The organism is Kitasatospora sp. NPDC048194 (genome assembly GCF_043202455.1).
GTDB lineage: Bacteria > Actinomycetota > Actinomycetes > Streptomycetales > Streptomycetaceae > Kitasatospora.
In genome coordinates this window covers 105,956-131,956 of record NZ_JBIDAK010000019.1, presented here as the reverse complement: position 1 = coordinate 131,956, position 26,001 = coordinate 105,956, and the positions used below count along the sequence as shown (strand labels likewise).

Genomic DNA, 26,001 nt, shown 5'->3' with positions numbered 1-26,001 from the left:
TGGCCGGGCTTTCCAGGGTGGGGACGCCTGAGTGTGGCGGCGCGCTGTTCAACGACCTGAAGGGCGTGCTGATCCCTCCGCCATCGGGACGAACTTCGCGCGAAGCGCGGGTGCCCCCGAGCAGTCCGGACGGCTCAGGGGCACCCGTGTGTGGTGTGGTGGTCAGACGCTCAGCTTGATGGGGGTGACGTCGCCGCTGGGACAGGGGGCGGAGGGTTTGTCACCGGTTGCGGCGAGCTGCGTTCAGGGCGTCGGCCGCTCGAAGGACCTCCTGAGCGGCTTCCTTGAGTTCGTATGACTGGCCTTCCAGGTTCCCCAGCGTGTCCGCGGCATTCGACAGCCTGATCGCGATGCCCTCCAGGCCCCGCAGTCGTTGGGCGGCTCCAGCGATCGCCGCAGCGTTGTCTGCCAGCCCGTGCAGGTCGTCCGCGGCATCCGCCAGCGTGTTGGCGCTGTCCGTCAGGCCCCGCAGGTCGTGTGCCGCCTGGCTGAGCGTGTTGGCATTGTCCTCCAGCCCGTGCAGCGAGCGGGCGGCATTGTTCAGGAGCAGAGCGGTGTCCTCGGAGACGCCGCTGCGGTGGACGCGCAGGTCCGCGAACTCGGAGGTGGCCAGCTTGAGCAAGGAGGCGAGTTCGGGGGCGGACTTCGCGAACTCGTCGAGGGCCGGGCCGAGGAGGTCGACGAACTCGGCCTGGGCCTCGCGGATCATCTCTCCGAGGTCGGCCTTGCTGAGGTCTCCGAGGCCTTCGAGCGCGTCGACGCCGTCTGCTTCGCGGGCCTTCTTCCACTCGTGCAGCAGTTCGACCGGATATTCGTCGCGGCTCGGGCCGTCGATGGTCTTGTGGTGGGGGGTGCAGAGCAGGATCAGGTTGGAGAAGTGGTTGCGCTGAGCTTCGGACCAGGTCGGTTCGGCGCGGGGGCCGTTGTCCTCGAAGGCGACGATGTGGGCGATGATCAGGTTCTGGACGGGCTCGCCCTTGACCATGCGGATGGTGGGCTCGTGGCAGCCGGGCCAGTAGCAGCCGCCGCGGGCCAGGGTGAGGAGCCCGGCGACGGTGCCGGAGCTGTAGTAGCGCCGCGACTTCGGCTTCTTCGGTGAAGTCATGTGTGTGCCCCCTTGGTTGACAATGCCTCAGCGACTGTAGGGGGCGCCGCCGACACTCAAGGTTGTCGCAAGGTAACGCCCGGTGCCCGAGCTGTGTTTTCAAGCCAACCCGGCAGAGGTCAACGGGCCAGCGGCCGAGGTAGGTGGCCTGCGGGTCGAAAAGTTTCCAATTTCAGGGGGTTTCCAATGCTTGGAAACCCCCTGAAATTGGCTGGTGTCCTGCCCCGCTCGTGCCGGGGCAGCAGCGGCTGAGCGTGCTGTGCCCCCGAACTGTCCGGAAGGCTCGGGGGCACTCGCGCGTGGTGGATCAGGCGGTCAGCTCGAGCACCGGGGCGACGTCGCCGCCCGGGCAGGGGGCTGCCGGGCGGCAGTCCGAGCCACTGCAGTCCGCCGCGTCGGCCGCCGAGTAGACCTCCGGAGCGGTGCCGTAGCCGACCGCGACCAGGGCGGCGACGGTCTCGCGGATCTTGCCGGGGGTGCCGTAGTTGTCGGCGGGCTCGTGGTGGATGAACCGGCCGCCGGTCAGGCGGGACATGAAGGCGAAGTTCTTGCGGGTCCGCCGCAGGGCGGCGTGCCAAACCTCGTCCATGTCGACGGTGAGCGCGTAACCGGCCAACGGGTCGTCGGCGACGAGGGTCGCCCAATCGGCCCAGGCGGTCACGAGCAGGTCGATGTAGTCGACGCTGAAGTCCGGGTTCTCCTTGGCGACGTCGGCGGCGAGGTCGGCCGCGAACTCGGAGAACTCACCGGCCAGCAGCTCGGCGCCGCGGGACCTGGTGGGGGTGTCACTCATGTGCTCCTCCTTGATCTCCTGCTTCGAGTGGTGCCGGACCCGTCCCGGCGCCGAGCATGCGGCGCCGGGACGGGAGTCTGTCGGAAACCAGGTGACCGGTGCGGGTCAGGGGCGGCCGAGGGCGCGGAAGGTCCAGCCGGCCGCGCGCCAGCGCTCGGCGTTGAGGGTTCCGCGAGCGTCGATGACCCTGGGGACCGCGATGTGCCCGACGAGGTCGGCCGGGTCGGCGTCGGAGTACTGGGACCAGTCGGTCAGGTGCAGCAGCAGGCCGGCGCCGGTGACGGCCGCGGCCAGGTCGTCGGCGTACTCGAGCATGGGGTAGGCCCTGCGGGCGTTCTCCATTGCGGCGGGGTCGTGGACGGTGACCTCGGCGCCGGCCCGGTGGAGGGCGTCGGCAACCGCGAGGGCCGGGGAGTCGCGGATGTCGTCGGTGTTGGCCTTGAACGCGGCGCCCCAGACGGCGATCCGCTTGCCTGCAACGGTCCCGCCGAGCGCCTCGCGGGCGAGTTCGACGGTGTGCTCCCGCCGGCGCCGGTTGATCGCCGCGACCTGGCGGAGCAGGCCGACCTCGGCGCCGAGCTCCTCGGCGCGGTGGGTGAACCCGGCCAGGTCCTTGGGCAGGCAGCCGCCGCCGAACCCGAGGCCAGGCCGCATGCCCTTGGCGCCGATCCTCTGGTCATAGCCGAGGGCGAGGGCGAGCTGCTGGACGTCGGCGCCGGTCAGCTCGCAGAGCTCGGCCATCGCGTTGATGAAGGAGATCTTGGTGGCGAGGAAGGCGTTCGCGGCGCCCTTGATCAGCTCGGCGGTGGGCAGGTCGGTGACGATCAGCGGCGACCCGGCGGCCAGGACGTCGGCATAGACAGCCCGGAAGACGGCCTCGCTGCTGGAGTCGCCGTCCTCGATGCCGAGCACGATCCGGTCCGGCTGCAGGGTGTCCTGGACGGCGAAGGACTCGCGCAGGAACTCCGGCGACCAGGCTAGGCGGACGCTCGCCCCGGCGGGGACGTGCTCGTCCAGGGTCTTCCGCAGCTGGGCGACGGTGCCGACCGGGACGGTCGACTTGCCGATGATCACCGCGCCGTCACCGAGCCTGGGGGCCAGGCGCCGGGCGGCGGTGTGGAGGTGGGTGAGGTCGTAGGCGCCGCTGCCGTCCTGCTGTGGGGTGCCGACGCCCAGGAAGTGGATGTCGGCGAACTCGGCGGCCTCCGCGTAGGAGGCGGTGAACCGCAGGTTGCCGGCGGCGGTGTGCTTGGCGAGCAGGTCGTCCAGGCCGCGCTCGACGAACGGGGCCTGGCCCTTGTTCAGGGCGTCGACCTTGTCGGTGTCGGTGTCCATGCCGAGGACCTGGTGGCCGAGCTCGGCCATCGCGGCGGCGTGGGTCGCGCCGAGGTAGCCGCAGCCGATCACGGTGAGCTTCACGAACGTGTCCTTCCGAGGGGGCGGGGTGCCGCCCGGCCAGGCATCCCGACCCCTCGAGGACGGGGCGGTCAGGCGCCAGGCTGGGCGGCGAGGAACCGGTGGATGCCGTCGCGGATGAACGGCGGGATGGGCAGAACGGTCAGGTGCTCGGGGGCGAAGAACTGGAGCTTGACGCCCTCGGCCAGCGGCAGCGTGGTCTCGTCGCCGTCCCAGGAGGCGGCGAAGAAGCTGATGATCTGCCCTGATCCGTGGGTGTCCGGGGTCTCGAACAGCTCGGCCAGGCCGCCGTCGACGGCCAGGCCGGCTTCTTCGTCGAGCTCGCGGACGATCGCCTCGGCCGGGGCCTCGCCAGGGTCGCAGCCGCCTCCCAGGAGGCTCCAGTGCCCAGGCCAGGCAATGCCGTCGAGGTCGTCGCGCAGATGCAGCAGGAGCTCGCCGCGCCGGTTGGTGATGATCGCGACCGCTCCGCGCGGTGTGGTGGCGGACGGCTCGGTGGAGAGAGTCTGGGAGTCCATCCGCTCACCGTAGTGAGCCGACGGCCTGTCATGCCGCAGCCGCCAGCGTCCGGTCGGAGAACCAGGCCGCCGCCATCAGGGCCTGCATCCGGGTGCGGTCGAACCGGCCGCCCGGACGAAGGCCGCCGGCCAGCAGCGGCTGCAGCCCGCGCGGCGCCTGGTCGAGCGCGGAGCTGATCTGGGCGGTCGCCCAGGGCTCTAGCGGGCCCGAGAGCCAGCTCGGGACCGGGGAGGCGAAGCCGAGCTTGTCCCGGCTGCCCCAGACCTCCCGGGGCAGGCCGAGGGCCTTCGCGGCGTCCCGCAGGATGCGCTTCCCGGCCGCCGGGTCGGAGATCTTGTGCTCGATGGGCAGCCGGTAGGAGAACTCGACCAGGTCCCGCGCCAGGTAAGGCGAGCGCCGCTCGAGTGCGAAGGCGGACGCCAGCTTGTCGCTGGTCATGACCAGCGGGCGCCAGGCCGTGGCCAGGTCCGCCAGCGTCAGCCCCCGCGCCAGATCGCCGTCCGCCCGGGTCAGGGCATCGGCGACCAGCTCGCGCAGCCGTCCGTCCGGGTCCTGCCCGCGCAGGATCAGCTTCACGATCGCCTCGGCCGGCTCCAGCTGCCCGCCAGCCTCGTTCAGGAGCTTGGACGCTAGCGGCCGGTAGGCCTCCAGCCCGGCGCCCAGCACCGCCTCCGGGCCGAACAGGACGAGCGCGTGGCGGACGTAGCCCATCAGGAACTCATCCGGCCCCAGCCCGCCGACCACGACGCGGATGCCGCGCTCGGCGATCGCCCGGTAGGCCATGTGCTCGGAGAACGTGGATGCGTTGCCCATCGGGTAGTCGAGCGCGTGCATGATCTCCGGCAGCGCGCGGGTGAAGTCCGCGGCGGTCGGCTCGATGACCACCAGCTCGGCGCCGATGTCCCGGGCGACGACGGCCGCGATCTGCGACTCGTCGAGGCGGTCCTGGCCCGGGTAGCGGACGGTGACGCAGACCTGCGGGCGCATCAGGTAGGCCAGCACGGAGGAGTCCAGCCCGCCCGACAGCAGCAGCGCGAAGTCGGAGCCGGGCGCCCGCATCGGGATCCGGTCGGCCAGCAGGGTCGAGAACCGGGCGAGCGCGGTCTTGTAGTCGCCCTGCCAGGGCTCCAGGCCCTCCAGCCGCCACCAGGTCCGCTGGACCAGCGAGCCGGTGGCGACGTCGAAGGCCAGCAGCCCGGCCGGCGGCAGGAGCTGGATGCCCTGGAACGGGGTGTCGGCGCCGGTCGGCGTCTCGATGGACAGCATCTCGGGGCGGACGACCAGCGGCGCGGTGCCGTAGCCGGTCAGGGTGGTGACCTCGGACGCGAACGCGAGCCGCCCGCCGTCCAGGCGCCAGTAGAGCGGCTTCTCGCCGAGCCGGTCCCGCGCGAGGAACAGCCGCCCCTCGCGCGGGTCGTAGGCGGCCAGGGCGAACATGCCGTCCAGGCCGGCGAGGCAGCTGGGGCCGAGCTTGGCCCAGGCCCGCAGCACCAGGTGGGCATCGGTCTCGCCGGGCTCCAGGTCGATGCCCCAGGCCGCGGCGACCTGCCGGTAGTTGTAGATCTCGCCGTTGAACGTGAGGACGACGCCGCTGGCCGGGTCCAGGTAGGGGCCGGGCTGGGCGGTGGTGTCGACGATCAGCAGGGTGTTCATGGACAGCACCGCCCGGCCGTCGGCCGAGGTGAGGTGCCTCGTTCCGTCCGGGCCGCGGTGGTGCTGGGCCAGGCCCATCGCCGCGACGGTGCTCTGGTGCCGGGCGGCGTCCGCGCCGGCCAGTCCTGCGATTCCGCACATCTGGTTGTCACCCCCGAGCGTGAATCGGTGAAGGCCTCCGCCGGAAGGTCTGTGGTCCGGTCCGGCGGAGGCCCGGGGCATCAGACAACCGCGTCCGGCCGGGCCGGGGCAGGGCTCGCAAGGGGGCTCACAACTCGCGAAAGCGGTTCACCGCGAGCGGCGAAGGCAATACCCTCGGTGATCCGGCGTCAGATGCCGGATGTACGACTTCTCGTGCCCAGTCGCGTACGACTTCCGCGCAGAGCCGCGCGGGACCGATTGAGGGGGACGCTGTGGCGTCGACCACCCGCCGGGCCAAGCCGCCGAACGACGCGCTGGCCAGGATGATCGAAAAGTGTGACGGGGCCAGCCACAAATCGCTGGCCCTGCGCGTGAACCAGCTCGCCCACGAAGCCGGACTGACCACGACATATACGCATACCTCGGTCGCGAACTGGTGCCGCCGGGGCATGGTCCCCGACTGGCCCGTGCCCAAGCTGCTGGCCCAGGCGATCGGCGAACGGCTCGGCCGGCCGGTGCAGTTGGCGGAGATCGGTATGGCGGATGCGGAGACACCGGACGCCGCGGTGGGGTTGGATTTCCCGCGAGACCCCGCCGACGCCGTCCGCGTCGCCACTTCGTTCTGGAGCACTGTGAACCGCCGCGACTTCCTCACCGGAACGGGCTTCGCCGTCTCCGCGTTCACCACCCCGTTCACCCGCTGGCTGGTCACCCCCGCCGACGACGCCGCCGCCCATCGCGGCCGTGGCCGGGTCGGCACCGCCGACATCGCCGAACTGCGGGAGGCCGCCGACGACGCCCGGCGATGGGACTCGAAATACGGCGGCGGGAACTGGAAGGCCAACTCCGTCACGGCATGTCTTCAGGAGCGGGCGGTCCCGCTGCTGAACGGCTCGTTCAGCGACGACGTGGGCCGCCAGCTGTTCTCGGTGACCGCCGAGCTGTCCCGCCTGGCCGGCTGGACGGCCTTCGACGTCGGCCAGCACGACGCCGCCCAGCGGCACTTCATCCAGGCCCTCCGCCTCGCCCGGGCCGGAGGCGACGTCGAGCTCGGCTGCTATGTCCTGACCACGATGGCGATGCAGACCCTGCTGAGGGGCTTCGCCAGCGAGGCCATCGACATGACCCAGGGCGCCTTCCAGCGCGCCAAGGGTGAGGCGGCTCCCAGGGTGCTGGCCTTCACCAAGCTGATCGAGGCCAGGGCCCATGCCCGCGACAACAACGCCAAGGCCGCCTCGGCCGCGCTCGCCGCATCCGAGAACCTGCTCGACCAGGCCCACGACGACGCCGACGAGCCCGCCTGGATCGACTTCTATCACCATGCCCGGCTCTCGGCGGACGCCGCCGAGATCTTCCGCGACCTGAAGAACCCCAAGGCCGCCCTGGCCTGGAATACGCAGGCCGCCGCCATGCCGACCGGGGTGTTCACCCGCTCCGTCGGCATGCGCCTGGCCATCGTCGGGACCGCCCACCTCCAGGCCAACGACCTCGACCAGGGCCTCACGCTCGGCAACCAGGCCGTCGACATCCTCGCCCGCGTCCAATCGAGTCGGGCCAAGGACTACGTCCGCGAGTTCAACGCCGCCCTGGCCCCATGGCGCCGGGAGACCGCCGTCCGCGACTTCCTGCACCGGACCCGCAGCGAGCTCGGCGTCGCCGCCTGATCAGACATCAAGCCGATAGGTAGTTTGTGCCGTTGGGCCGACCAGCCAGATTGCCTCAAATCCGAGACCCTTGGCCCACTCTCCGTGAAGTGCCCGGAAGTCGCTCACCACGACTTGGAATGCATATCCAGCCCGGTCTGTGGCATCAATGGCCAGGACCACCTTGCTCCCGCCTCGGGCTGGCCGGTGCTTCAGGTCATTCTGGTGCTTCTTCGCGACAGCTTGCCGTAGAAGCTCAACTGCTTCGGCTGCCTGCTGGTTGCGATCGACAGGGTGGCCATTGCCGAGCCTCTGCAAGACACCGTTCTCAGGCGGAATTGTGACCTGAATCGAGAGCTTGCGAGTATCGTCGGCAAGGTCGTCAGCCTCGCAGTCGATCCCCTTCTCAACCCCGGTCGCCTTTCTGGCCGGGCCCCAGTTCCCTCCGTCATGGTTGTGCCGCTCGACCAGAACGTGGGCAACCTGGAGCTCTCCGTCGTCGGTCGACAGCGCGGCTCCGGCCATGGATTCGATGATCGCGCCATCGACGGTGACATCCCCATTGTATGAGCGCTTATCGTCTCCCCGAACTATTCGGAGTCCCTCATTGAATCCCTGCCGGGGACCATCTCGGACGGTATCCTCGCTGAAATTCCCCACATCGGATGCCCGGATGATGACCGGGCTAGGGCCAGTCGCGCCCGCAGCCGGAACCTCCTCGTCAGAGGGACCCGCCGCCGCGGTCTTGTGCGCGACAATGTCGTCACTGGTTCCGACGGCAGCGAGCAGTTCCAGCTCTATCGGCTTGGGATTATCTGTCATTCGTGAACGACCTTATTGGGTGAAGAAACATCCGTGAGACGCGGAATGGTTCTAGTGTGCCTCGTTGACTGGCCGATGAAACCGGCCCATCGGAAATTTCTCACAGGCCACGGGCTCAGATGGCCTCGACATTCTGGCTGACGTTGATCGAAGTCGTTTTGCGCTCGGCCAGAAATCCAGCAGATTCGGGAGCGGCCTGGTGGCCCGGTTCCGCGGAATCGGGCCACCAGGCCGCGTCTGCTGACACAGCTAACGGCTGGGTGCGGTGGGCAGGGGCACCACCGCTGCCCGCTTGCGGCCCTGCTGGTTGCGGAGCTGGTCGTTCTCGACCTCGAGGACGTTGACCACGCGGGCGAACATGTCGACCTCGCCCTGGAGGCGCTTGATCTCCACGGTTGCCTCGGCCAGCCGTTCCTTGGTCTTCTTCAGCTCATCCCGCAGCTTGCGTTCGCTGTCGGGGACGTGCCCCTGGGCCCTGACCTTGGCATAGAACTCGTCCTTCAGGTCGGTGTGCCGGTGGGTGAGCACGTGCCGCTTCACGTCCGCCTCGACGGCCAGCGCGACGACCGTCAGGGCGCCGTCCGACCTCAGCGGGGTGCCGGCCAGCAGCCGGTCCATCGCGGCCCGGATGCTGTCGCGTTCCTTGTCCTGGCTCATCAGTGGAGTCCTATCCGGCGGTGACACGGTCGGCATCGTGCTTGTCGGCCAGCTCCGACAGGGTCTCGGCCCGCTCCCGCAGCCGGTCGGCCAGCGGCTCGGGAACGAGCCGGGAGTCGGCCTGCTGCCGGAGACTGCCTGCCGCTTCCCGCAGGTGGATGGCCTGCTGGTCGGTGCGGGCGATGTTCGCGCAGTTGCTGCGGCAGCGGTCCAGGCTTGGCGCCTCGCTCTTGCCGCCCCGGCCGGGATGGCAGAGGGCCTTGGACCGGTCGTAGTTGCAGAACAGGAAGGCCTCCTTGTTCTCGAAGACGTTCAGGGTCGGGTCGGCCAGCAGGCGGCGGGCCTGCTTGACGGTGGCGATCATGCCGCCGAAACGTTCGTGTTCCTGCGCTGCGGCGTGGATCAGTCGGCGGGCCGCCGGGCCGGAGACGCCCTCGCCCTCCTGGATGGCCTCGTGCACCTCGCTGAGGTGCTCGGCGACCGTCCGGGCCGTCTCGAAGTCCAGCAGGTCGTGGATGCCGCCGCGGGTCCGAGAGCCGTAGCCCTGGCTGATCAACGTGCGCATGTGACCGTACTGGACCGCCAGCGCCACCAGCCCTCCCGGCCGGCGGGCGATGTGCCAGGCCAGAGTGCGGCGGAAGCGACCGGTGCCGACCCGGCCGTGCGGGTCGGGCGGGATCACCTCGGCCTGCCGCCCCCGGCTCCGCGTGTGGGTGTTGACCCACGCGGTGAACCTCTCGACGCGGTTGCTCATGGTGGCGATCGCCAACGACCTGCCGCTTCGGCGTTCGAGGTTCCGCGGGTCGTAGACCTCGGCGGCGAACAGCAGTCCATCGTGGTCGCCGCCCAGCCGTTCCAGCACCCGGACCGCTCTCACGACCTGCGGGACCGCGACCCAGGGGGCTTCGCGTACGACTCCGGCGGAGTCGTGGTTGCCGTCCTCGTCGCGGGCGACCTTGAACTGCCTCCCGTAGATCAGGTGCCGCTTGGCCGCCCCGGGTTCGCCGCCGGGGTCCGGGCAGCACCCGTTCTGGAGCCCGAGAATCTCCCCGGTTCTCATGCCCGTCAGGTAGCCGAGCACGATGTAGCAGGCGGTGACGAGGTGCATGACCAGCGCGGGGAAAGTGTAGAACTCGAACGGCTCGTGCCAGGGCTCGCCGCCCAGTGTGGCGGTGACGGGTGTCTCCAGCAGACACGGTCCCGGGTTGGCGAGGCGGTAGTCCCGCCAGACGGGCTCGCGCATGATCCGGTCGACCTTGTTGACCGGTACCCCGGTCTTCCCCGCGAGGAACGTCCCCGGAACCGCCAGCGGCCGACCCTTCACCGTGGCCGTCGGGATCGGCAGGCCCTCAGCCTTGAGGTTCTCCAGGAAGGCCAGCAGGCCGTCGGCCGGCGCCGTCTGCCCCGGCCCGCGCAGGGCATCCCCGGCAGCGAACAGACGGCGGTACTCGTCGTTGGCAGTCATGATGTCGTCCGAGAAGTCCTCCACGAACCGCAGAGCCCAGACCAGCAGCGGGCCCATGGTCGCCGGGGCGATCGGCTCGGTGACGTTCTCCCCCAGCGGCGAGGCCGCCGGCAGGTAGTCGTCCAGCCCCTCCGACAGCCAGGGCGGCTCCACCAGCCGGTCCTGCGGCGGCAGGTAGAGCCGTCCGTAGTAGTGCAGCCGCGACAGGGCGATCAGGTGGGAGGTCACCGTGTTGCGGGCCAGGCCGCGGACCTTGTCGAGATGCGCGGCGAAGTCGATCAGATCTTCGGCCGTCACCCGCGCCAGCGTGGTGATCCCGTGCTCGGTCAGCCACCGGGCGAAGATCGACCACTGGTTGACCGTGCTCAGCACGCGGCCCGCGCTGAGCTTGGAGCGCATGGCGGCCCCGTGCCGGATCATGTCAATGTCCGGCAGCGGGTAGTTGATCATCGTCCAGGCGGCGAACCGGAACGGCTCCCGGAAGACCTCGGGGAACCAAGCCCACTGGATGAGGTCGTCCGTCGCCGATGGATTCTGTGTCAGCGCGAGCAGGGACCACTTCTCGTCGCCGTAGCGCGAGAGGAGAGCGCGGCGCTGTTCGGGAACGGTGTCCGGGTCGACGATGAAACCGTTGGCCGACGGCGGGACAACCAGCAGGTCAGGTGCCAGGCTCATTTGTCGAATCCCTTCCTCAGCAGCTGGTTGATGACCTCGCGGTCCTTGGCACTGACGCTGTTCAGGGCGTCGCTCCATTCGGTGTCGGTGAAGTCGGGGGCCTTCCGCAAGTCCCGCAGCCGCTCGAAGTGCTCGCGCCAGTCCTGGTCCCACACGTCCGCCGCGAGCACCGCCTTCAGCTCCTCCAGCATCTGCAGCAGGTAGGACAGCCGCGGCAGGTGACGCGGGGTGACCACCGCGTTCGGACAGGCCATGCAGAGTAGGAACGACGCCCGACACGGCAGGCCCGGTGTGCCGAACGGGCTGTGCGTGTAGTCGCTGCAGCTGGCGGTCGCCGTGTCCGAGGCCGCGTCCGTCTCCGCCCGGGTGACCTGTGCCGTGAAGGACGCCTTGGCCGCGGCGACGGCTTCCTCGACACCAGCGGTGATCACCGGCTGGGCATCGGCGTGTGTGCGGGGGTCCGGCAGGACGTAGACGCCGTCGTGCGTGTCCTGGCTGTGCTGGGTGGGGGTGCGCTGGTGCGCGATGACCACGGTCTTGCGCAGACGCCGAAGGTTCAGCGTCTTCCCGTCGCCCAGCTGGCGACGCCAGTTTCGCCAGACGTGGGCGTGGATGTTGCCGTCGAACATCCCCGCGCCCGATTCGCCGTAGACGTCCCGCCACTGGGCCATCCGCCAGACAATCAGCCGGTCGGTGGGCGCCCCCAGATGCTCCAGAGCCGCGCGGGCCGGTGCGGTCGCCTCGATGGCGTGCGTGATCAGTCGTCCCGGAGAGTCCGCACCCCAGTCCGTCAGGTTCCGGGTCTCGTAGCGCGCAGGCTGATCGCGTCGCCGCTTCTCCAGCTCCACCCGGTAGATGACCTGGCCCTCGCCTCCCGCGTCCGGGCTCGCTGCGGGAACCTTCAGTTCCATGACCGGGGTCGCGTTCCAGCCGTAGGCGGCGATGATCAGGACCATCAGCGCGCTGGCCTCGTCGGTGGACAGGAACAGCCGCATCCACGTCTTCTCGGCCGAGTTCCCGCCCAGCCCGTTCCTGTGCCGGAAGCTGGGCCGCCGGCGACCGTCCTTGCCGATGTAGGTCGGCGTATCCCCGGTGCGGACCAGGTGGTCCAGGGCCTCGCCGACGAGCCAGTCCTCGCTGCCTTCGTCGAAGCGGCCGGCCTTCCAGTCCTGGAGGTGCTGCCAGTTCGCGCGGATGCGGTGCAGTGCAGGCCGGAACAAACGGGTCGCGGTCAGCTTGATCTCGTCGAACTCTTCCGGCGAGTAGGCCGTTTCCGTGCTCTTCTCCTTCGGCACCCGCCTCGTCATCAGCCTCCGGGTCTCCTCGGGCACTGCGGGGTGGTCCCTGAGCAAGCGGGCGACCTTGCGGATCTGCCGGGAGCCGGTCGAGTTCGGCATCCGGCTCAGGCGCCAGGCCGCCCAGATCTCGGGCGCCAGCTCGCCCAGCGACTCGGGAACCTGGTCCTGTTCGGCCAGGAACCGGCTGAAGTAGAGCAGGATCAGCCAGGACTCCCGGCTGGACGGCAGCGTCTTCCAAGCACCGTCGGGTCCGGCCTGAGCCGCGAAGACCTCGGCGAACTCCCGCTGGAGTCGCGGGCCGACCGCCAACTGGCCGAAGTCGTAGCTGGCCTTGCTCACGCCGTCCTCGGCCACGTGCTGGACCACCACGCCGCCGGGTTCCAACGGCTGCCGACGGTGGTGTTCGCCTTCGGGCAGCGGCGCTCGTCGTCCTCGTGCACTCATGCCACGACCTCGCTGTCCAGCACGCGCTCCGACATTTTCGCGATCCGGGCCAGCAACTCGTTGGTGCCGGGGTCGGCCTCGTCCAGCAGCAGCGAACGAACCTGCAGGTCGGAGACGGGGGCGAGGTAGATCTTGCGGGTGGTCTCCTCGCTCTGGTGATCAAGGAGGTCCTTCACCATGCGCCAGGCATCGCCGTAGAGGAGCCGGAAGTCCCGCCTCTCCTCGGGAGTGAGCCCGAACCGCTTGTCGAGCGCGTGCTGGAGCGCGACCAGCATCTTCAGCGCGAAGGAGTGCCTGGCCATGTGCGGTGTGAAGTAGGGCGGCTGGGCGACGTGGCCCTCCAGTACGCGCTGGCACCGCTCGGACGCCGCCCGGTAGACCGCCTCCCAAGAGTGCGGCAGGAACGGCCGGCCGTCCTCCGACAACCACAACCACAGCGGCTCCAGCCCACCCTCGCCTTCGACGAACAGCCGCTGGCGTTCCTCGATATCCAGCGTCGTCAACCCCCGCTCCACCGCCTGTCCCCGTTCGTCCCTGATATGGAGCGTCGACTGCCGCCAGCCGGAACGCTTCTCCACCAGCCATATGCCGTCCATCGCCTCGTAGCGGCCGTTGACCTGGGCCCGGCGGACGACCGCCCGCCGCGTCGTCCTCACATAGGCGTCGATCGCCCGCAGACACTCGACCGCGACGTAGAACGTCCGCTCGCGCCGGCTCTTCGTCGTCGCCCTCGCCAGGCGCCCGTCGAAGTAGCGCTTGACGCTCTCTTCCAGGGCCGGGACCTCGATCGTCAGCAGCGAGCCGCCCTCCGAGCGCCGCATCCCCGAGGAAAACAGCAGGTCGGAGTAGGCGGCGTTGCGGTCGTCGTTGCGGCCTCGCCACGACGGATCGCGGCGGCCCTCCGCGGTGTAGCCGCGCAGCCCCACGTCCCTCCACAGCCGGTAGGCGCGGGGCGTCAGCCACTTCACGTTGCTCGACCGCACGTCCTTCGCGCGGGCAGCGGGAACACTCACCACGTCGCCGTGGCGGCCCATCACCTCGTGCTCCACGACCGGGCTGACCGCCATGTAGCCCTTGCGTACGGCCCACTTGTAAAGCCGGGTCAGTGCCGCGAGCTCCCTGTTCCACTTCGAGCCGCCGATTCGCTGCGGGTTCCGCGGCGACCAGCGCCGCCAGTCCTCGAAGTCCAGCAGGTCCTCTGGAGTAGCCTCGTACCAGTTTTTGCCGTGCTGCCAAAGGAAGTTGAAGAACAGGCAGCAGTCCCCGGCGTAGTTCCGCCGCGTCTCTCTGGCCAGATGCGCGAAGGAGGAGCGCGTGAGGAAGTGCGTCAGCCTGGGGTCCACCCTGTAGTTCGGGTCCGTCATGAAGACGTCTCCGGGGTCGATCCGGCTGGCCTCCTCCCGCTGATCGAGGTCGGTCCAGCCTCGTAGCACAGGGTGATCAATCACCACTGCCGACTGGCCCCTCATCACCCAATGCACCTGCCAGGTCTTGCTCAACACGTCCCTCTCCACTCGCAACACGAGCTGCTGCAACACGAAGATTCAATAGGGAATTCCACACACATCACCAGCCGCCACCCGGGCGGTGGCCAGCCGGTGGCGATCCGGGCGAGCTGCGGCGGCCGCAGCAGGACGGCCAGCAGCACCACCAGCAGGACGCCCGTCACCAGCGCCCGGGCAGGGCGGCGCCGGACGCGCGCGGAGCTGCCGGGCTCCGTCCGTCGCGGCAGCAGCAGCGGTGCCGCCCAGCAGACCGCCAGGGTGGCGAGGGCGACCGTCGCCGTTCCGAGCCAGCCGCCGGGCCAGGTCAGTTGGCCGCCCGGCAGTTCGGCTCCGCGACGCGCCACGAAGGCCAGCCAGCCGGTCGGCACTCCGGCCGGTTCGGCGAGCAGTCGGGCCGCGGCGGGGAGGAACGGCTGGAGCACGAGTACGCCGAAACCGAGCAACGTGGCCGGGGCCACCGCGAGTTCGGCCAACAGGTTGCACGGGATGGCGACCAGGCTGATGTGTCCGGACACCACCACCGTCACCGGCGAGCACAGTGCCTGCGCCGCCGCCGTCGCCGCCAGCGCGCCAGCCAGGTGGTGCGGCCAGCGTCGGGCCCGGAGCCCCTCGGCCCACCGCGGCCCGAGGACCAGCAGCCCCGCGGTGGCGAGCACCGAGAGCAGGAAGCCGAAGGAGCGGGCCAGGAACGGGTCCAGCAGGACCAGGACCAGTACGGCCCCGGCGAGGGCCGGTACGGCCTGGCGGGGGCGGCCGGTGGCCAGGGCGAGCATGCCGATCAGACCCGTCCCGGCCGCCCGGAGCACGCTGGGCTCCGGGCGGCACACGGTCACGAAGGCCAGGGTCAGGGCCGTCCCCAGCAGGGCGCTGGTGCGCAGCGAGAGCCCCAGGACCGCGGCCAGACCGCGCCGTTCGGGAGTGCCGGCCTGACCGGGCGGTCCGAGCAGCGCGCCGAGGACGATGGCCAGGTTGGCCCCGCTGACGGCGATCAGGTGCAGCAGGTCGGTGGCCCGGAAGGCGTCCACGAGGTCGTCGGGCAGCCGGGAGGTGTCCCCGACCACCAGCGCCGGGAGCAGCCCGCGCGCATCGGGGGGTAGCCCGTCGGATGCCGTGCGCAGTCCCTCGCGCAGCCGCCCGGCGATCCGCTGCGGGAGGCTCGGCGGAGCGAGCCGCCGGGGCGGGCCGTGGACGGTCAACAGGGCGGCGGACTCGATCTCGTGGCCTTCCCCCGGTGGCCGGACCTCTGCCTCCGCCGCCAGCCGCTCCGAGGGGAGCAGGCGCAGCCAGGGCTCGCTCTCACGCCCTCGGGCCATGACGGTCACGGGGGTGTGGGTGCGGGTGGCATGCCCGTCCGGGAGGACGGTGACGCGGTCGGCGACGGCCTCCACGGTGAGGAGGACCTGGCCGCCGGTGGTGCCGCCCCGGGAGTCGTGGACCGCGGGGTCCCCGGTGACGGTCAGCTCCACCTCGACCACGGGTGCGGTCGTGCCGGGTGCGCGTGGCCCGGCCTGCCCGGCCGCGCGGGCTAGCTCCGGCAGCGGGCCCCGGTGCAGGTCTGCGGTGTGCAGTGGGGTCGCGATCGCGGCCGCTGCTCCGGTGAGCAGGACGGCGGCCAGCGTCACCGCGGCTCCGCGCCGGCGCAGCAGGCCCGGTCGGACGAGCAGCGGGACGGCGGCGAGCGCAGCGACACCCGCGAGCGCGAGGGCCACGACGAAGGGCGGCGGTTCCAGGGGCAGGAGGACCGCCGTGACCACCCAGGCCGAGACGGCGGGGAGCAGCAGTCGGAAGTCGGCGGGCGAGGAGCGGGTGTGCGGCAGCGCGGTGGCGGCGGCGGTCATGGCGGCACCTCCTTTCGGGGCGGAGGAGTTCGGGGGCAGAAAGGACAGGGGCTGGGGCAGCGGACGGGTGTCAGAGCGTCAGGAGCGGGCGGAGCTCGGCGAAGGTCCGGGCTCCGATCCCGCTGACCTGCCTGAGCTGGTCGACCGTGCGGAACGAGCCGTGCGAGGTGCGGTAGGCGAGGATCCGCTGGGCGAGGGTCGGACCGACGCCCGGCAGGGTGTCGAGCTGTTCAAGGGTGGCGCGGTTGAGGCTGACGGGTGGTCGGGGCGTGCCGCCGCCGGAAGGTCCGTTGCCTCCCCCGGAGACCGGGGCGGGGGCCGGAACCGGGGCCGGCTCGCCGACCAGGATCTGCTCACCGTCCGCCAGCAACCGGGCCAGGTTGAGCCCTCTGGTGTCCGTGTCCGGCAGTGGACCGCCCGCTGCCCGCAGGGCGTCGGCCACCCGGGAGCCGCCGGGCAGGGTGTGCAGGCCTGGCAGGTGGACCCGGCCGCCGATGTCGACCACGACGGCGCCCCCGGCGCCCTGACCCGCGGGCACCTCGGGCGGTCCGGCTCCGGAGGAGCCCGGGGCGGTGGCGGCTCCGGCGGAAGCGACGGCTCCCGCCGGGGAGGAGGACGCGGGCAGGCCCGGCTCCGACGGCGCCGAGGCGGCCGCCAGCGCCGGAACGGCCACTGCCTCCGGCCTGGCCAGCCAGAAGTGCTGCACGGCGTAGCCCACCGCGAACAGCAGCAGGATCGCCAGCCCGGCCACGGCCCGCCGGTCGAGCGCCAGGGCAGCGGCGAACCGGGGCGGCGCGCCGCCGGTCGGCGGAGGCTCGGCGAGGTGGACCGCTTCCGGCGGTGCCACCCCGGCGATAGCGGGAGGAGGCGCGGCGAGGGACGCGGCTGGGGACGGAACTGAGGGCGGTGAGAGACCTGCGGAGGAGTCGGCCGCCCGCTCGCCGACCACCCCGCCCTCGCCCACCCGCTCGCCGGCGGCCCGACTGCCGCCCCTCCGCCCACCGGCCGCCCGCTCGGCGGCCGCCCGCTCACTGCCCAACCGCTCGCCGTCCACCGGCTCGTCACCCGTCGGCTCGCCGCCCGCCGGCTCATCGTCCGTCTGCAGCAGCGCCGCCATCCGCAGCCGTACCGTCTCGTTGATCGTCTGGCGCTTCGCCGCGCCCAGGTTCAGGGTCGTCATGGCGAGGACGCTAGGGGCCCGACGGCGGCCGCGCGGAAATTACTGAAACCCTGTGGATAACTCCGGGGTTGTGGATAAAAAACGTCACTCACACGAGTGGTGGCGACCCGCGAAACTTGACCATTCCACCCGCCGCCTCAGCGCGGTGAGACCACCACCGCGAGCAGCCCCGGCCCGACGTGCGCGCCGATCACCGCCCCCACCTCGCCGACGTACAGCTCCCGCAGCCCCGGCACCCGCGCCCGCAACCGCTCGGCCAGCGGCTCGGCCCGGTCCTCGGCCGCCAGGTGGTGGACGGTGATGTCCACCACCCCGTCCCCGGACCGCTCGACCGCGATCTCCTCCAGCCGGGCGATCGCCCGCGAGGCCGTGCGCACCTTCTCCAGCGGCTCGATCCGCCCCCCGTGCAGGTGCAGCAGCGGCTTGACCGCCAGCGCCGAGCCGAGCAGTGCCCGGGCCGCCCCGATCCGGCCGCCGCGGCGCAGGTGCTCGAGGGTGTCCACGTAGAAGAAACCGCTGGTCCCGGCCGCCCGCCGCTCCGCCGCTCCGGCCGCCTCCGCCAGTCCCCGACCGGCCGCGATCGCCTCGGCGGCCGCCAGCACCCCGTACCCGAGCGCCATGCCGACCAGCCGGCTGTCCACCACCCGCACCGGCACGGGCGCCTCGGCGGCCGCCAGCCGGGCGGCCTCGACCGTGCCGGACAGTTCTCCGGAGATGTGCACCGAGACGATCCCCTTCGCCCCGGACTCGGCGGCCGCCCGGTAGGTGGCGGCGAAGGTCTCCGGGTTGGGTCGGGAGGTGGTCACCCGCTGCTTGGCGCGCAGCGCCTCGGCGACGTCCTTCGGGGAGATCTCCACGCCCTCGCTGAGGACCGAGTCACCGACCGCGACGCTCAGCGGGACCACCGTGATCCCGTGCCGGTCGAGGGCCTCCTGCGGCAGATAGGCCGTTGAATCGGTGACAAGTGCGAGGTCGGAGGGCATGAGCCGGAGGTTACTCCCCACGCGTCCGGGAGAACAGCGCCGTTCCCCGCACCGGGAGGAGGCGGTGGATCAGCCCGCCGAGGGGCCGGCCGACGGCTTCCGCAGCCGCTGGGCCAGCTTCACCAGCGGATCGGTCAGCCCGAGCAGCTCCTCCGCGCTCGGGCGCCCCTTGCCGTCCGTCAGCCCGGGCCGCGCCGCTCCGACGCCCGCACCCGCACCGAGACCCCCAGCACCAGCACCAGCACCAGCACCAGCACCAGCAGAGTCCCAGTGCCGCAGCGCCCCCGCCTCGCTCTCGCACTCCTGGCTCAGCCGGCTCAGCTCGTCCTCCGCGAACCGCTGCATCCGGTCCTGCGCCGCCCAGCGCATGGTCTCCGCCGAATGGGTGATCCGCTCAGCCCGTTCCCGCAGCTCCGGCAGCTTGGCCGCGATCCGCGCGGTGTCCGGCTCGCGCTCCAGCATCCGCAGCTGGCCGTCGAGTTCCGCCGCGTGGGCGTCGAGCCGGGTGAGCAGCGCGAGGGACTCGCCGAGCTGACCGTCCTGCGACAGCCCGCTCTCCAGCACCTGACGGGTGCCGTCCAGCGAGGTCCGCAGCTTGAGCCGGACGTTGGCGATCTGCGCCGGCGGGCCGATCCTGGTGTACGTCCTCGCCTTGAGGGCGGCGGTCTCCACGGCGCGCCGGGCGTTCGCCTCGTGCTTCCCGACCTTCTCGGTGACGGCCTTGGCCGCCTTGACCGTGCCGACCACGGCCAAGGCGAGCACCGCGATCCCGAAGAGCAGGACCAAGCCGATCATCACGCCGAACACGTCCATCGCGCGCCACCTTCCGCCGCCGTTCCGGCTCCCATCGGACCCAACGCGGGCTGCACTGCCCAGGGTTCCACCGTAGCCCGCCGCACCGGCCCGGGAGCGGTCCGAAGGGTGCTCGCGGGCACGGATCAGGGACAGATCCGGGGTCTTCCCGCAGGGAGGATCAGGGAAGACCGGGAAAGATCACCCACGGAGAGGCAACGGCGCAGGCAACGCGCAGGCACCGGCCGGAGCACCGGTCGGGGGCCCCGTCCGGACCTCCCGGGAAAGCACCGGGCGGGTGCCCCGGAGGACACCCGCCCGATCAAGCCGGCCTCGGTCGCGAACCGCAGCCGGCGCGGAGACCCCACCCGGCTCGGAGACCCCGACCGAGTCGGAGACCCCAGCCGGCTCGGAGCCCCCGACCGAGTCGACGACCCCAGCCGGCTCGGGACCTCAGCCCGTCACGATGTTCACCAGCTTCGGCGCCCGCGCGATCACCTTCCGCACCGCCGCGTCGCCGATCGCCGCGACCACCGCCGGGTCCGCCAGCGCCAGCGCCTCCAGCTCGGCGTCCGTGATGGTGGGGGCGACCTCCAGCCGGGCCTTCACCTTGCCCTTGATCTGCACCACGCAGGTCACCGACTCGTCGACGACGTACGCCGGGTCCGCGACCGGGTAGTCGGCGTGCGCCAGCGACTCGGCGTGGCCCAGGCGGCGCCACAGCTCCTCGGCGATGTGCGGGGCCAGCGGCGCGACCATCAGCACCAGCTGCTCGGCGACCACCCGCGGCGTGGAGCCGCGCTTGACCAGGAAGTTGTTCAACTCGATCGCCTTGGCGACGGCCGTGTTGAAGCGCAGCCCGGCCATGTCGCCGCGAATGCCGTCGATCGCCTTGTGCAGGGCGCGCAGGGTCGCCTCGTCCGGCTCCTCCTCGGTGACGACCAGTTCGCCGGTGGTCTCCGAGACGACGTTGCGCCACAGCCGCTGCAGGAAGCGGTACGAGCCGACCACGGCCCGGGTGTCCCAGGGGCGGGAGACGTCCAGCGGGCCCATGGACATCTCGTACAGGCGCAGGGTGTCCGCGCCGTACTCGTCGGCGATGTCGTCCGGGGCGACGGCGTTCTTCAGGGACTTGCCCATCTTCCCGGCCTCGCGCTTGACCGGCTCGCCCTGCCAGAAGTACCGGCCGTCGCGCTCCTCGACCTCGGCGGCGGGCACCGGGAAGCCGCGCTCGTCACGGTAGACGTCGGCGGTGATCATGCCCTGGTTGAACAGCTTGTGGAACGGCTCGACGGACGAGACGTGGCCCAGGTCGTGCAGCACCTTGTGCCAGAAGCGCGCGTACAGCAGGTGCAGCACCGCGTGCTCGGCACCGCCAACGTACAGGTCGGCGCCGCCGGCCGGCTTGGCGGCGGTGGGGCCCAGCCAGTACTGCTCGTTGGCCGGGTCGACGACGGCCTCGGCGTTGGTCGGGTCGACGTAGCGCAGGTCGTACCAGCACGAACCCGCCCAGTTGGGCATGGTGTTGGTCTCGCGGCGGTACTTCTTGACGCCGTCGCCCAGGTCCAGTTCGACGTTGACCCAGCCCTCGTTGCGCGACAGCGGGGTCTCCGGCGAGGAGTCCGAGTCGTACGGGTCGTAGGTGCGCGGCGAGTAGTCGTCGACCTCGGGGACCTCCACCGGCAGCATCGACTCGGGCAGCGCGTGCATCACGCCGTCCTCGTCGTAGACGATCGGGAAGGGCTCGCCCCAGTACCGCTGGCGGCTGAACAGCCAGTCGCGCAGGCGGTAGTTGACGGTGCCCTCGCCGATGCCGCGCTCGGTCAGCCAGGCGGTGACGGCGGCCTTGGCGTCGACGACGCTCAGGCCGTCCAGGGTCAGCCCGTCCCGGGAGGAGTTGACGATGACGGAGTCGTAGGTGTCGAAGGCGTCGTCCCACTCCGCCGGGTCCTCGCCGCGGCCGTCGGTGGGCTCGACGACGCAGCGCATCGGCAGGCCGAAGGCGCGGGCGAACGCGAAGTCGCGGTGGTCGTGGGCGGGAACGGCCATGATGGCGCCGGTGCCGTAGCCCATCAGCACGTAGTCGGCGATGAACACCGGGACGGACTCGCCGCTGACCGGGTTGACGGCGTAGGCGCCGGTGAAGACGCCGGTCTTGACCTTGGCGTCGACCTGCCGCTCGACGTCCGACTTGGCGGCGGCCTCGGCGCGGTAGGCGGCGACGGCCTCGGCGGGGGTGGCGGCGCCTGCGGTCCACTCGGCGGGCACGCCCTCGGGCCAGGCGGCGGGGACGATCGAGTCGACCAGGCCGTGCTCGGGCGCCAGCACCATGTAGGTGGCACCGAACAGGGTGTCGGGCCGGGTGGTGAAGACGGTGATCGTCCCGGCGTCGACGGCGAAGTCGACCCGGGCGCCCTCGGAGCGGCCGATCCAGTTGCGCTGCTGCAGCTTGATGGCCTCGGGCCAGTCCAGCAGGTCCAGGTCGGCGATCAGGCGGTCGGAGTACGCGGTGATGCGCATCATCCACTGGCGCAGGTTGGACTTGAACACCGGGAAGTTGCCGCGCTCGGAGCGGCCGTCCGCGGTGACCTCCTCGTTGGCCAGCACGGTGCCCAGGCCCGGGCACCAGTTGACCGGCACCTCCTTGGCGTAGGCCAGGCGGTACTCGCCCAGCACCTCGTCGCGCTCCGCGCCGGACAGCTCGGCCCAGGCGCGGCCGCCCGGCAGCTCACGCTCGCCGGACTCGAACTGGGCGACCAGTTCGGCGATCGGACGGGCCTTGCGCGCGTCCTCGTCGTACCAGGAGTTGAAGATCTGCAGGAAGATCCACTGGGTCCAGCGGTAGTAGTCCGGGTCGATCGTGGAGATCGAGCGGCGCGGGTCGTGGCCCAGGCCCAGCCGGCGCAGCTGCTGGCGCATGTTGGCGATGTTGGCCTCGGTGGAGACCCGCGGGTGGGTGCCGGTCTGCACCGCGTACTGCTCGGCGGGCAGGCCGAAGGCGTCGTAGCCCAGCGTGTGCAGCACGTTGTGGCCGGTCATCCGCTGGTAGCGGGCGAAGACATCGGTGGCGATGTAGCCCAGCGGGTGGCCGACGTGCAGACCCGCGCCCGAGGGGTACGGGAACATGTCCATGATGAAGCTGTGCGGCTTCGCGGCGACGTCGCCCGCGGACGGGTCGGCCAGCGCACCGGTGGGGTTGGGGGCGTGGAAGGTGCCCTCCTTCTCCCAGAGGTCCTGCCAGCGGGACTCGATGTCCGCCGCCAGCGCGGCGCTGTACCGGAACGGCTCGGTCGCGGTCTCGGCCGCGCCGGACGCAGGGGTCGTCTCGCTCATGGTCCTTCAAGCTCCATCGATGTCAGTTGGCGAACCGCGCCACGCGGCGGCCCGTGGACCCGTCCCACCACGCGGGCGGGGGCGGAAAACAAAAAATCCCCTCGCAGGAGGGGACGCCACGCCGACTCCGGCACCGCCCTGGGGCGCGGCCGGTCCTGGTCAGCGCGGCCGGCTAAGGAGCAGGCGCACGGTTCGCATGGGCTCAGGGTACCGCAAGCAGGTCAGGCCACTCCCGGGTATACCGCCCGTCGGAACCCGGCGCAGCCGGACCGCAGCGGGCCGGCGCACCGGCGGCCCGCTGCCGCCCGAGGCCGCACCCCAGCCGCACCACGCCTACACCATCGAACGACGCACGCCGAACCCCGCAGGCCTCGTGCCGCATGCCGCATGCCGTATGCCGCCGCACCCATCCAGCCCCACCGCACACCGACCCCCGCCGCCTCACCGCGCCGCAGCCCGTCCCGCAGCGTCGAAGTCCCGCAGCGCCTTCGCCAGCCGCTCCGACTGCATCCCCGCCGCGAGCGCGCGCGCCTGCGCCACCGTACGGGCCGCCTCCCGCTGGTCGCCGAGCCGCCGGTGGGCCTCCGCGAGCCGGACCATCAGCAGCGCCTTGGAGCGGGCCCGCCCCGGCCCCAGCCCGGCGACGGCCTCGGCGAGCAGCGGTTTGGCCATCCGGCACCGGCCGAGGGCCAGCCGTCCCTCCCCCACCATCCCGGCGAGATCGGCCCGGGCCTCCTCGGTCCCCGGCACGCCGTCCAGTTCGGCGAAGGCCCGGGCGGCAGCCTCCTCCGCCTGCTCCGCCTCGCCCCAGCGGGCGTGGGCGCGGGAGATCCGGCCGAGCTGGCGCGCCCGGGAGGTGGCGCTGAGCACGGGCCCGTGGGCCTCCAGGGCGGTGCGCAGCGCGGTGACGGCGTCCAGGCCCCGCCCGCCACCGGCCTGGGTGGCGAGCACCACCAGCGCGCCGAGCCCGGCGACGCCCAGCCGGGGGTCGCCGCTGACGTGGGCGGCGCGCAGCGCGGCGACGAACGCCCGCTGGGCGGCCGCGTCGTGGCCGAGGTCGTACGCGGCCCAGCCGGCCAGCCGGGCGAGCCTGCTGGCCGTCCCGTACAGTTCGCGGCCGAGCCGTTCGTCGTAGGCGCCGAGTTCCAACAGTTTGGCCAGCATGGCGAGTTCGGCCCGGGTGGGGCCGAGGACGAGACCGCCACCGCAGGACCGTTCGAGTCGCTGCTTGCTGCGGAAGGAGAGGCCGAGTTCGCCGACGAGTCCCGGGTCGACGCGCAGCGCACCCTCGCCGCCGCCGACCGGTGGCGGCGCGGAGGCCAGTCGTTCGGCGGCGTGGTCGAGGTCGGCGCTGCGGAACAGGTCGGTGAGGCGGACGGGCCCGGCGTCGGTGGCGGCCTCGCGCAGCGCGGTCTGGGCGGTGTCGGCGGTCCACGGGTCGGTCAGCAGCCGGGGGGAGAGGATCTTGGCGCCGCGGTGGCCGCCCATCCGGCCCCAGAGCTGTTCGTAGGTGACGGCGATGCCCAGGGTGCGGCTGAGCACCTCGCAGACGGTCTGGTCGTGCGGACTGCGCGGCACCATGCCGCGGTCGCGCCACTTGTACGGGGCTGTGGAGCTGATGGCCAGGCCCGGCGGCAGGGCGAGGCTGACCTCGCGGGCCAGCCGTTCCGGACTCCAGCCGAGCTGGTGCAGTATCCGGGCCAGCTCCTCGTTCCGCCTTCGCTGCAGATCGGCCATGCCACGACGGTAGCGGTCTTTCCGGCCCTCCCGCCGGTGGCATGGACACAACGGCGAAGAGCCGCCCCCCGTGACGGGAGGCGGCTCTTGATCACTGTGGAGCTATGGGGAATTGAACCCCAGACCTCTTGCATGCCATGCAAGCGCTCTACCAACTGAGCTATAGCCCCTTGACCTGCGATGTCACCGGGTTCCTCGGCCGTTTCCGTCCGTTTCCCTCGGCGACATCGACTACTTTACACGGTCCGGGGCGTGCTCCCGAAATCCGTTTCCCAAGGTGCGGCCCGCCCCGGCGGCCGCGCCCCGGGAGCGAGACCGGCCGCGCCGGGCGGCCCGCCCCGGAGCATGTCCCGGCCGCGCCCCGGAGCGTGTCCCGGCCGCGCCCCGGGGCACGCACCACCGCGCCCCGGCGACGCCCCCGACCGCACGCCGGGAAGGCCCGCCGACCACCCGCTCCGCTACCGCGCCGCCCCGACGGGAAAGCCCGCCGACCGCCCGCTCCCCTACCGCGCCGCCCGACGGCTGCGCGCCGCGAACCCCGCGGCGAGGAGCACCCCGACGGCGTTGACCGCGAGCGTCACCTCCAGCGCGTGCCCGGACTCCGCAGCCGGAGCCGGCAGGTCCACCTGCCCGAGGAACACCGAGCCGAGCACCGCCACCCCGACGACCTGCCCGAGCTGGATGACCGTGACCATCACCCCGCTGGCATCGGCCGCATCCCCCGGCGCCACCCCCGCGAGCGCCCGGGCGAACTGCGGCGCGTACGCGCAGCCGGCGATCAGGCCGAGAGCGGCCATCTCCGCCAGCGGCACCGCGCCGATCTCGGCGCCGCCGCCGAGCAGCACCCCCAGCAGCAGGTAGCCGCTCCCGAGCGACACCGCGGCGATCACCGGCAGCACGCCGTGCAGCCGGCCCGGCAGCCGGTGCCAGTGCAGGCTGGACAGTCCGAAGCCGACGGCGACGGGCGCCGAGCAGAGGCCGGCCCGCAGCGCGCTGTGGCCGAGCGCGGCCTGCTGGTGGAGGGCGAAGGAGAACATGAAGCCCGCGAAGGCCGCCATGATCGCGAACAGGCCGACCGCCGCGGGCAGCAGCCCTGGGGCGCGCAGCACCCGTCCGGGGATCAGCGGCTGCCCGCCCCGCCGGGCGACCCCCCGCTCGACCACCGCGAACAGGCCGAACAGCAGCACGCTGCCCGCGATCATCCCCCAGCCCCAGGCCGGCCACCCGAGTTCGTGCCCGAGCACCAGCGGCACCACCAGCAGGCCGAGCGCCGCGCCCAGCACAACCAGGCCGGGGACGTCGAAGCCGCGCGAGGGGTCACCGGGCAGCCGCGGCAGCAGCCGGGCCCCGGCCGCCAGCAGCAGCACGCCCAGCGGCACGTTGACGAGGAACACCGGCCGCCAGCCGGTGCCGAGGAGGTCGGCGCTGACCAGCACCCCGCCGAGCACCTGCCCGAGGGCCATTCCGCCGGCCAGCACCGCCGAGTACAGGCCGAGCGCCCGGCTGCGGGCGGCACCGGTGAAGGTGCGCTGGAGCAGGCTCATCACCTGCGGCACCATCAGGGCCGAGCCCGCGCCCTGGAGCAGCCGGAAGGCGATCAGCCAGCCGGTGGAGGGGGCGAGTCCGCAGGCCAGCGAGGCGGCGGTGAAGGCGGCGAGGCCGAGCTGGAACAGCCGGCTGTAGCCGTAACGGGCGCCGAGCCGGGCGCCGGTGATCAGCAGGACCGCGTAGCTGATGGTGTAGCCGGCGATCACCAGTTGCAGGGCGGCGCCGGAGGCGCCCAGGTCGGTGCGGATGGTGGGCACCGCGACGTTGACGATGGAGACGTCGAGCACGGCCATGAACTGTCCGCACAGGACGAGCGCGAGGAGGAGTCCCGGCCGCACGGCCGGGGCCCGGGTGGTGGTGCCTCCGGCCACGCGGGGCCGGGTCTGAAGGTCCGTCATGGCAGCCATCCTGGGCGGGTTCCGGTACTGGTGGTTAGAGCCTGCCGATCCTGGTA

18 protein-coding genes and 1 tRNA gene are annotated in these 26,001 nt (G+C 71.9%); 1 reads left to right on the top strand and 18 read right to left on the bottom strand.

Annotated features, from left to right (window positions below; all coding sequences use genetic code 11):
* Positions 1 to 220: 220 nt before the first annotated feature.
* The 5 genes from ACGF07_RS22920 to ACGF07_RS22900 all read right to left on the bottom strand — a co-directional run bounded on the left by ACGF07_RS22920 (position 221) and on the right by ACGF07_RS22900 (position 5,627).
* Positions 221 to 1,105, bottom strand: a complete 885-nt coding sequence (locus ACGF07_RS22920; RefSeq protein WP_392901545.1) for a hypothetical protein — start codon at positions 1,103 to 1,105, stop codon at positions 221 to 223.
* Positions 1,106 to 1,412: 307 nt separating this feature from the next.
* The gene (locus tag ACGF07_RS22915; protein WP_392901543.1) at positions 1,413 to 1,898 is read right to left on the bottom strand and encodes a hypothetical protein; all 486 of its coding nucleotides are present in this window, start codon (positions 1,896 to 1,898) and stop codon (positions 1,413 to 1,415) included.
* 105 nt (positions 1,899 to 2,003) lie between these two features.
* The gene (locus ACGF07_RS22910; protein WP_392901541.1) at positions 2,004 to 3,317 is read right to left on the bottom strand and encodes a UDP-glucose dehydrogenase family protein; all 1,314 of its coding nucleotides are present in this window, start codon (positions 3,315 to 3,317) and stop codon (positions 2,004 to 2,006) included.
* A 68-nt stretch (positions 3,318 to 3,385) separates the two neighbouring features.
* Positions 3,386 to 3,832 (bottom strand): NUDIX domain-containing protein, encoded by a 447-nt coding sequence (locus tag ACGF07_RS22905; RefSeq protein WP_392901539.1) that lies wholly within the window; start codon positions 3,830 to 3,832, stop codon positions 3,386 to 3,388.
* 28 nt (positions 3,833 to 3,860) lie between these two features.
* The gene (locus ACGF07_RS22900) at positions 3,861 to 5,627 is read right to left on the bottom strand and encodes an asparagine synthetase B family protein (RefSeq protein WP_392901537.1); all 1,767 of its coding nucleotides are present in this window, start codon (positions 5,625 to 5,627) and stop codon (positions 3,861 to 3,863) included.
* Between the two features lie 272 nt (positions 5,628 to 5,899).
* Here ACGF07_RS22900 and ACGF07_RS22895 point away from each other — a divergent pair, with 272 nt between their 5' ends.
* The gene (locus ACGF07_RS22895; protein ID WP_392901535.1) at positions 5,900 to 7,291 is read left to right on the top strand and encodes a sporulation protein; all 1,392 of its coding nucleotides are present in this window, start codon (positions 5,900 to 5,902) and stop codon (positions 7,289 to 7,291) included.
* Here the strand turns inward: ACGF07_RS22895 and ACGF07_RS22890 are convergent, their stop codons facing one another.
* From ACGF07_RS22890 to ACGF07_RS22830, 13 genes are all read right to left on the bottom strand, one after another.
* The gene (locus ACGF07_RS22890) at positions 7,292 to 8,092 is read right to left on the bottom strand and encodes a hypothetical protein (protein WP_392901533.1); all 801 of its coding nucleotides are present in this window, start codon (positions 8,090 to 8,092) and stop codon (positions 7,292 to 7,294) included.
* Positions 8,093 to 8,341: 249 nt separating this feature from the next.
* The gene (locus ACGF07_RS22885) at positions 8,342 to 8,749 is read right to left on the bottom strand and encodes a hypothetical protein (protein WP_392901531.1); all 408 of its coding nucleotides are present in this window, start codon (positions 8,747 to 8,749) and stop codon (positions 8,342 to 8,344) included.
* Between the two features lie 10 nt (positions 8,750 to 8,759).
* Complete coding sequence (locus tag ACGF07_RS22880) at positions 8,760 to 10,889, bottom strand: integrase (protein ID WP_392901529.1); 2,130 nt, start codon at positions 10,887 to 10,889, stop codon at positions 8,760 to 8,762.
* Positions 10,886 to 12,631, bottom strand: coding sequence for a hypothetical protein (locus ACGF07_RS22875; RefSeq protein ID WP_392901527.1), 1,746 nt, complete (start codon positions 12,629 to 12,631; stop codon positions 10,886 to 10,888). The genes ACGF07_RS22880 and ACGF07_RS22875 overlap by 4 nt, the downstream gene beginning before the upstream one ends.
* Positions 12,628 to 14,133 (bottom strand): site-specific integrase, encoded by a 1,506-nt coding sequence (locus ACGF07_RS22870; RefSeq protein WP_392901525.1) that lies wholly within the window; start codon positions 14,131 to 14,133, stop codon positions 12,628 to 12,630. Before ACGF07_RS22870 ends, ACGF07_RS22875 begins: the two co-directional genes overlap by 4 nt.
* A complete protein-coding gene (locus ACGF07_RS22865; RefSeq protein ID WP_392901523.1) occupies positions 14,127 to 15,974 on the bottom strand; it encodes a ComEC/Rec2 family competence protein in 1,848 nt (615 codons plus the stop codon). Before ACGF07_RS22865 ends, ACGF07_RS22870 begins: the two co-directional genes overlap by 7 nt.
* Before the next feature lie 70 nt (positions 15,975 to 16,044).
* Positions 16,045 to 17,154, bottom strand: a complete 1,110-nt coding sequence (locus ACGF07_RS22860) for a helix-hairpin-helix domain-containing protein (protein ID WP_392901521.1) — start codon at positions 17,152 to 17,154, stop codon at positions 16,045 to 16,047.
* A gap of 137 nt (positions 17,155 to 17,291) precedes the next feature.
* Positions 17,292 to 18,137: a DegV family protein gene (locus ACGF07_RS22855; protein WP_392901519.1), complete on the bottom strand. Its 846-nt coding sequence runs from the start codon at positions 18,135 to 18,137 to the stop codon at positions 17,292 to 17,294.
* Positions 18,138 to 18,206: 69 nt separating this feature from the next.
* Positions 18,207 to 18,950: a hypothetical protein gene (locus ACGF07_RS22850; RefSeq protein ID WP_392901517.1), complete on the bottom strand. Its 744-nt coding sequence runs from the start codon at positions 18,948 to 18,950 to the stop codon at positions 18,207 to 18,209.
* A gap of 432 nt (positions 18,951 to 19,382) precedes the next feature.
* Complete coding sequence (leuS, locus tag ACGF07_RS22845) at positions 19,383 to 22,262, bottom strand: leucine--tRNA ligase (protein ID WP_392901515.1); 2,880 nt, start codon at positions 22,260 to 22,262, stop codon at positions 19,383 to 19,385.
* Between the two features lie 441 nt (positions 22,263 to 22,703).
* Positions 22,704 to 23,999 carry a hypothetical protein gene (locus ACGF07_RS22840; protein WP_350745910.1) on the bottom strand — a complete coding sequence of 432 codons (1,296 nt, stop codon included), beginning with the start codon at positions 23,997 to 23,999 and terminating at the stop codon, positions 22,704 to 22,706.
* 97 nt (positions 24,000 to 24,096) lie between these two features.
* Positions 24,097 to 24,169, bottom strand: a tRNA-Ala gene (locus tag ACGF07_RS22835).
* A gap of 333 nt (positions 24,170 to 24,502) precedes the next feature.
* Complete coding sequence (locus ACGF07_RS22830) at positions 24,503 to 25,945, bottom strand: MFS transporter (protein ID WP_392901513.1); 1,443 nt, start codon at positions 25,943 to 25,945, stop codon at positions 24,503 to 24,505.
* Between the last annotated feature and the right edge of the window lie 56 nt (positions 25,946 to 26,001).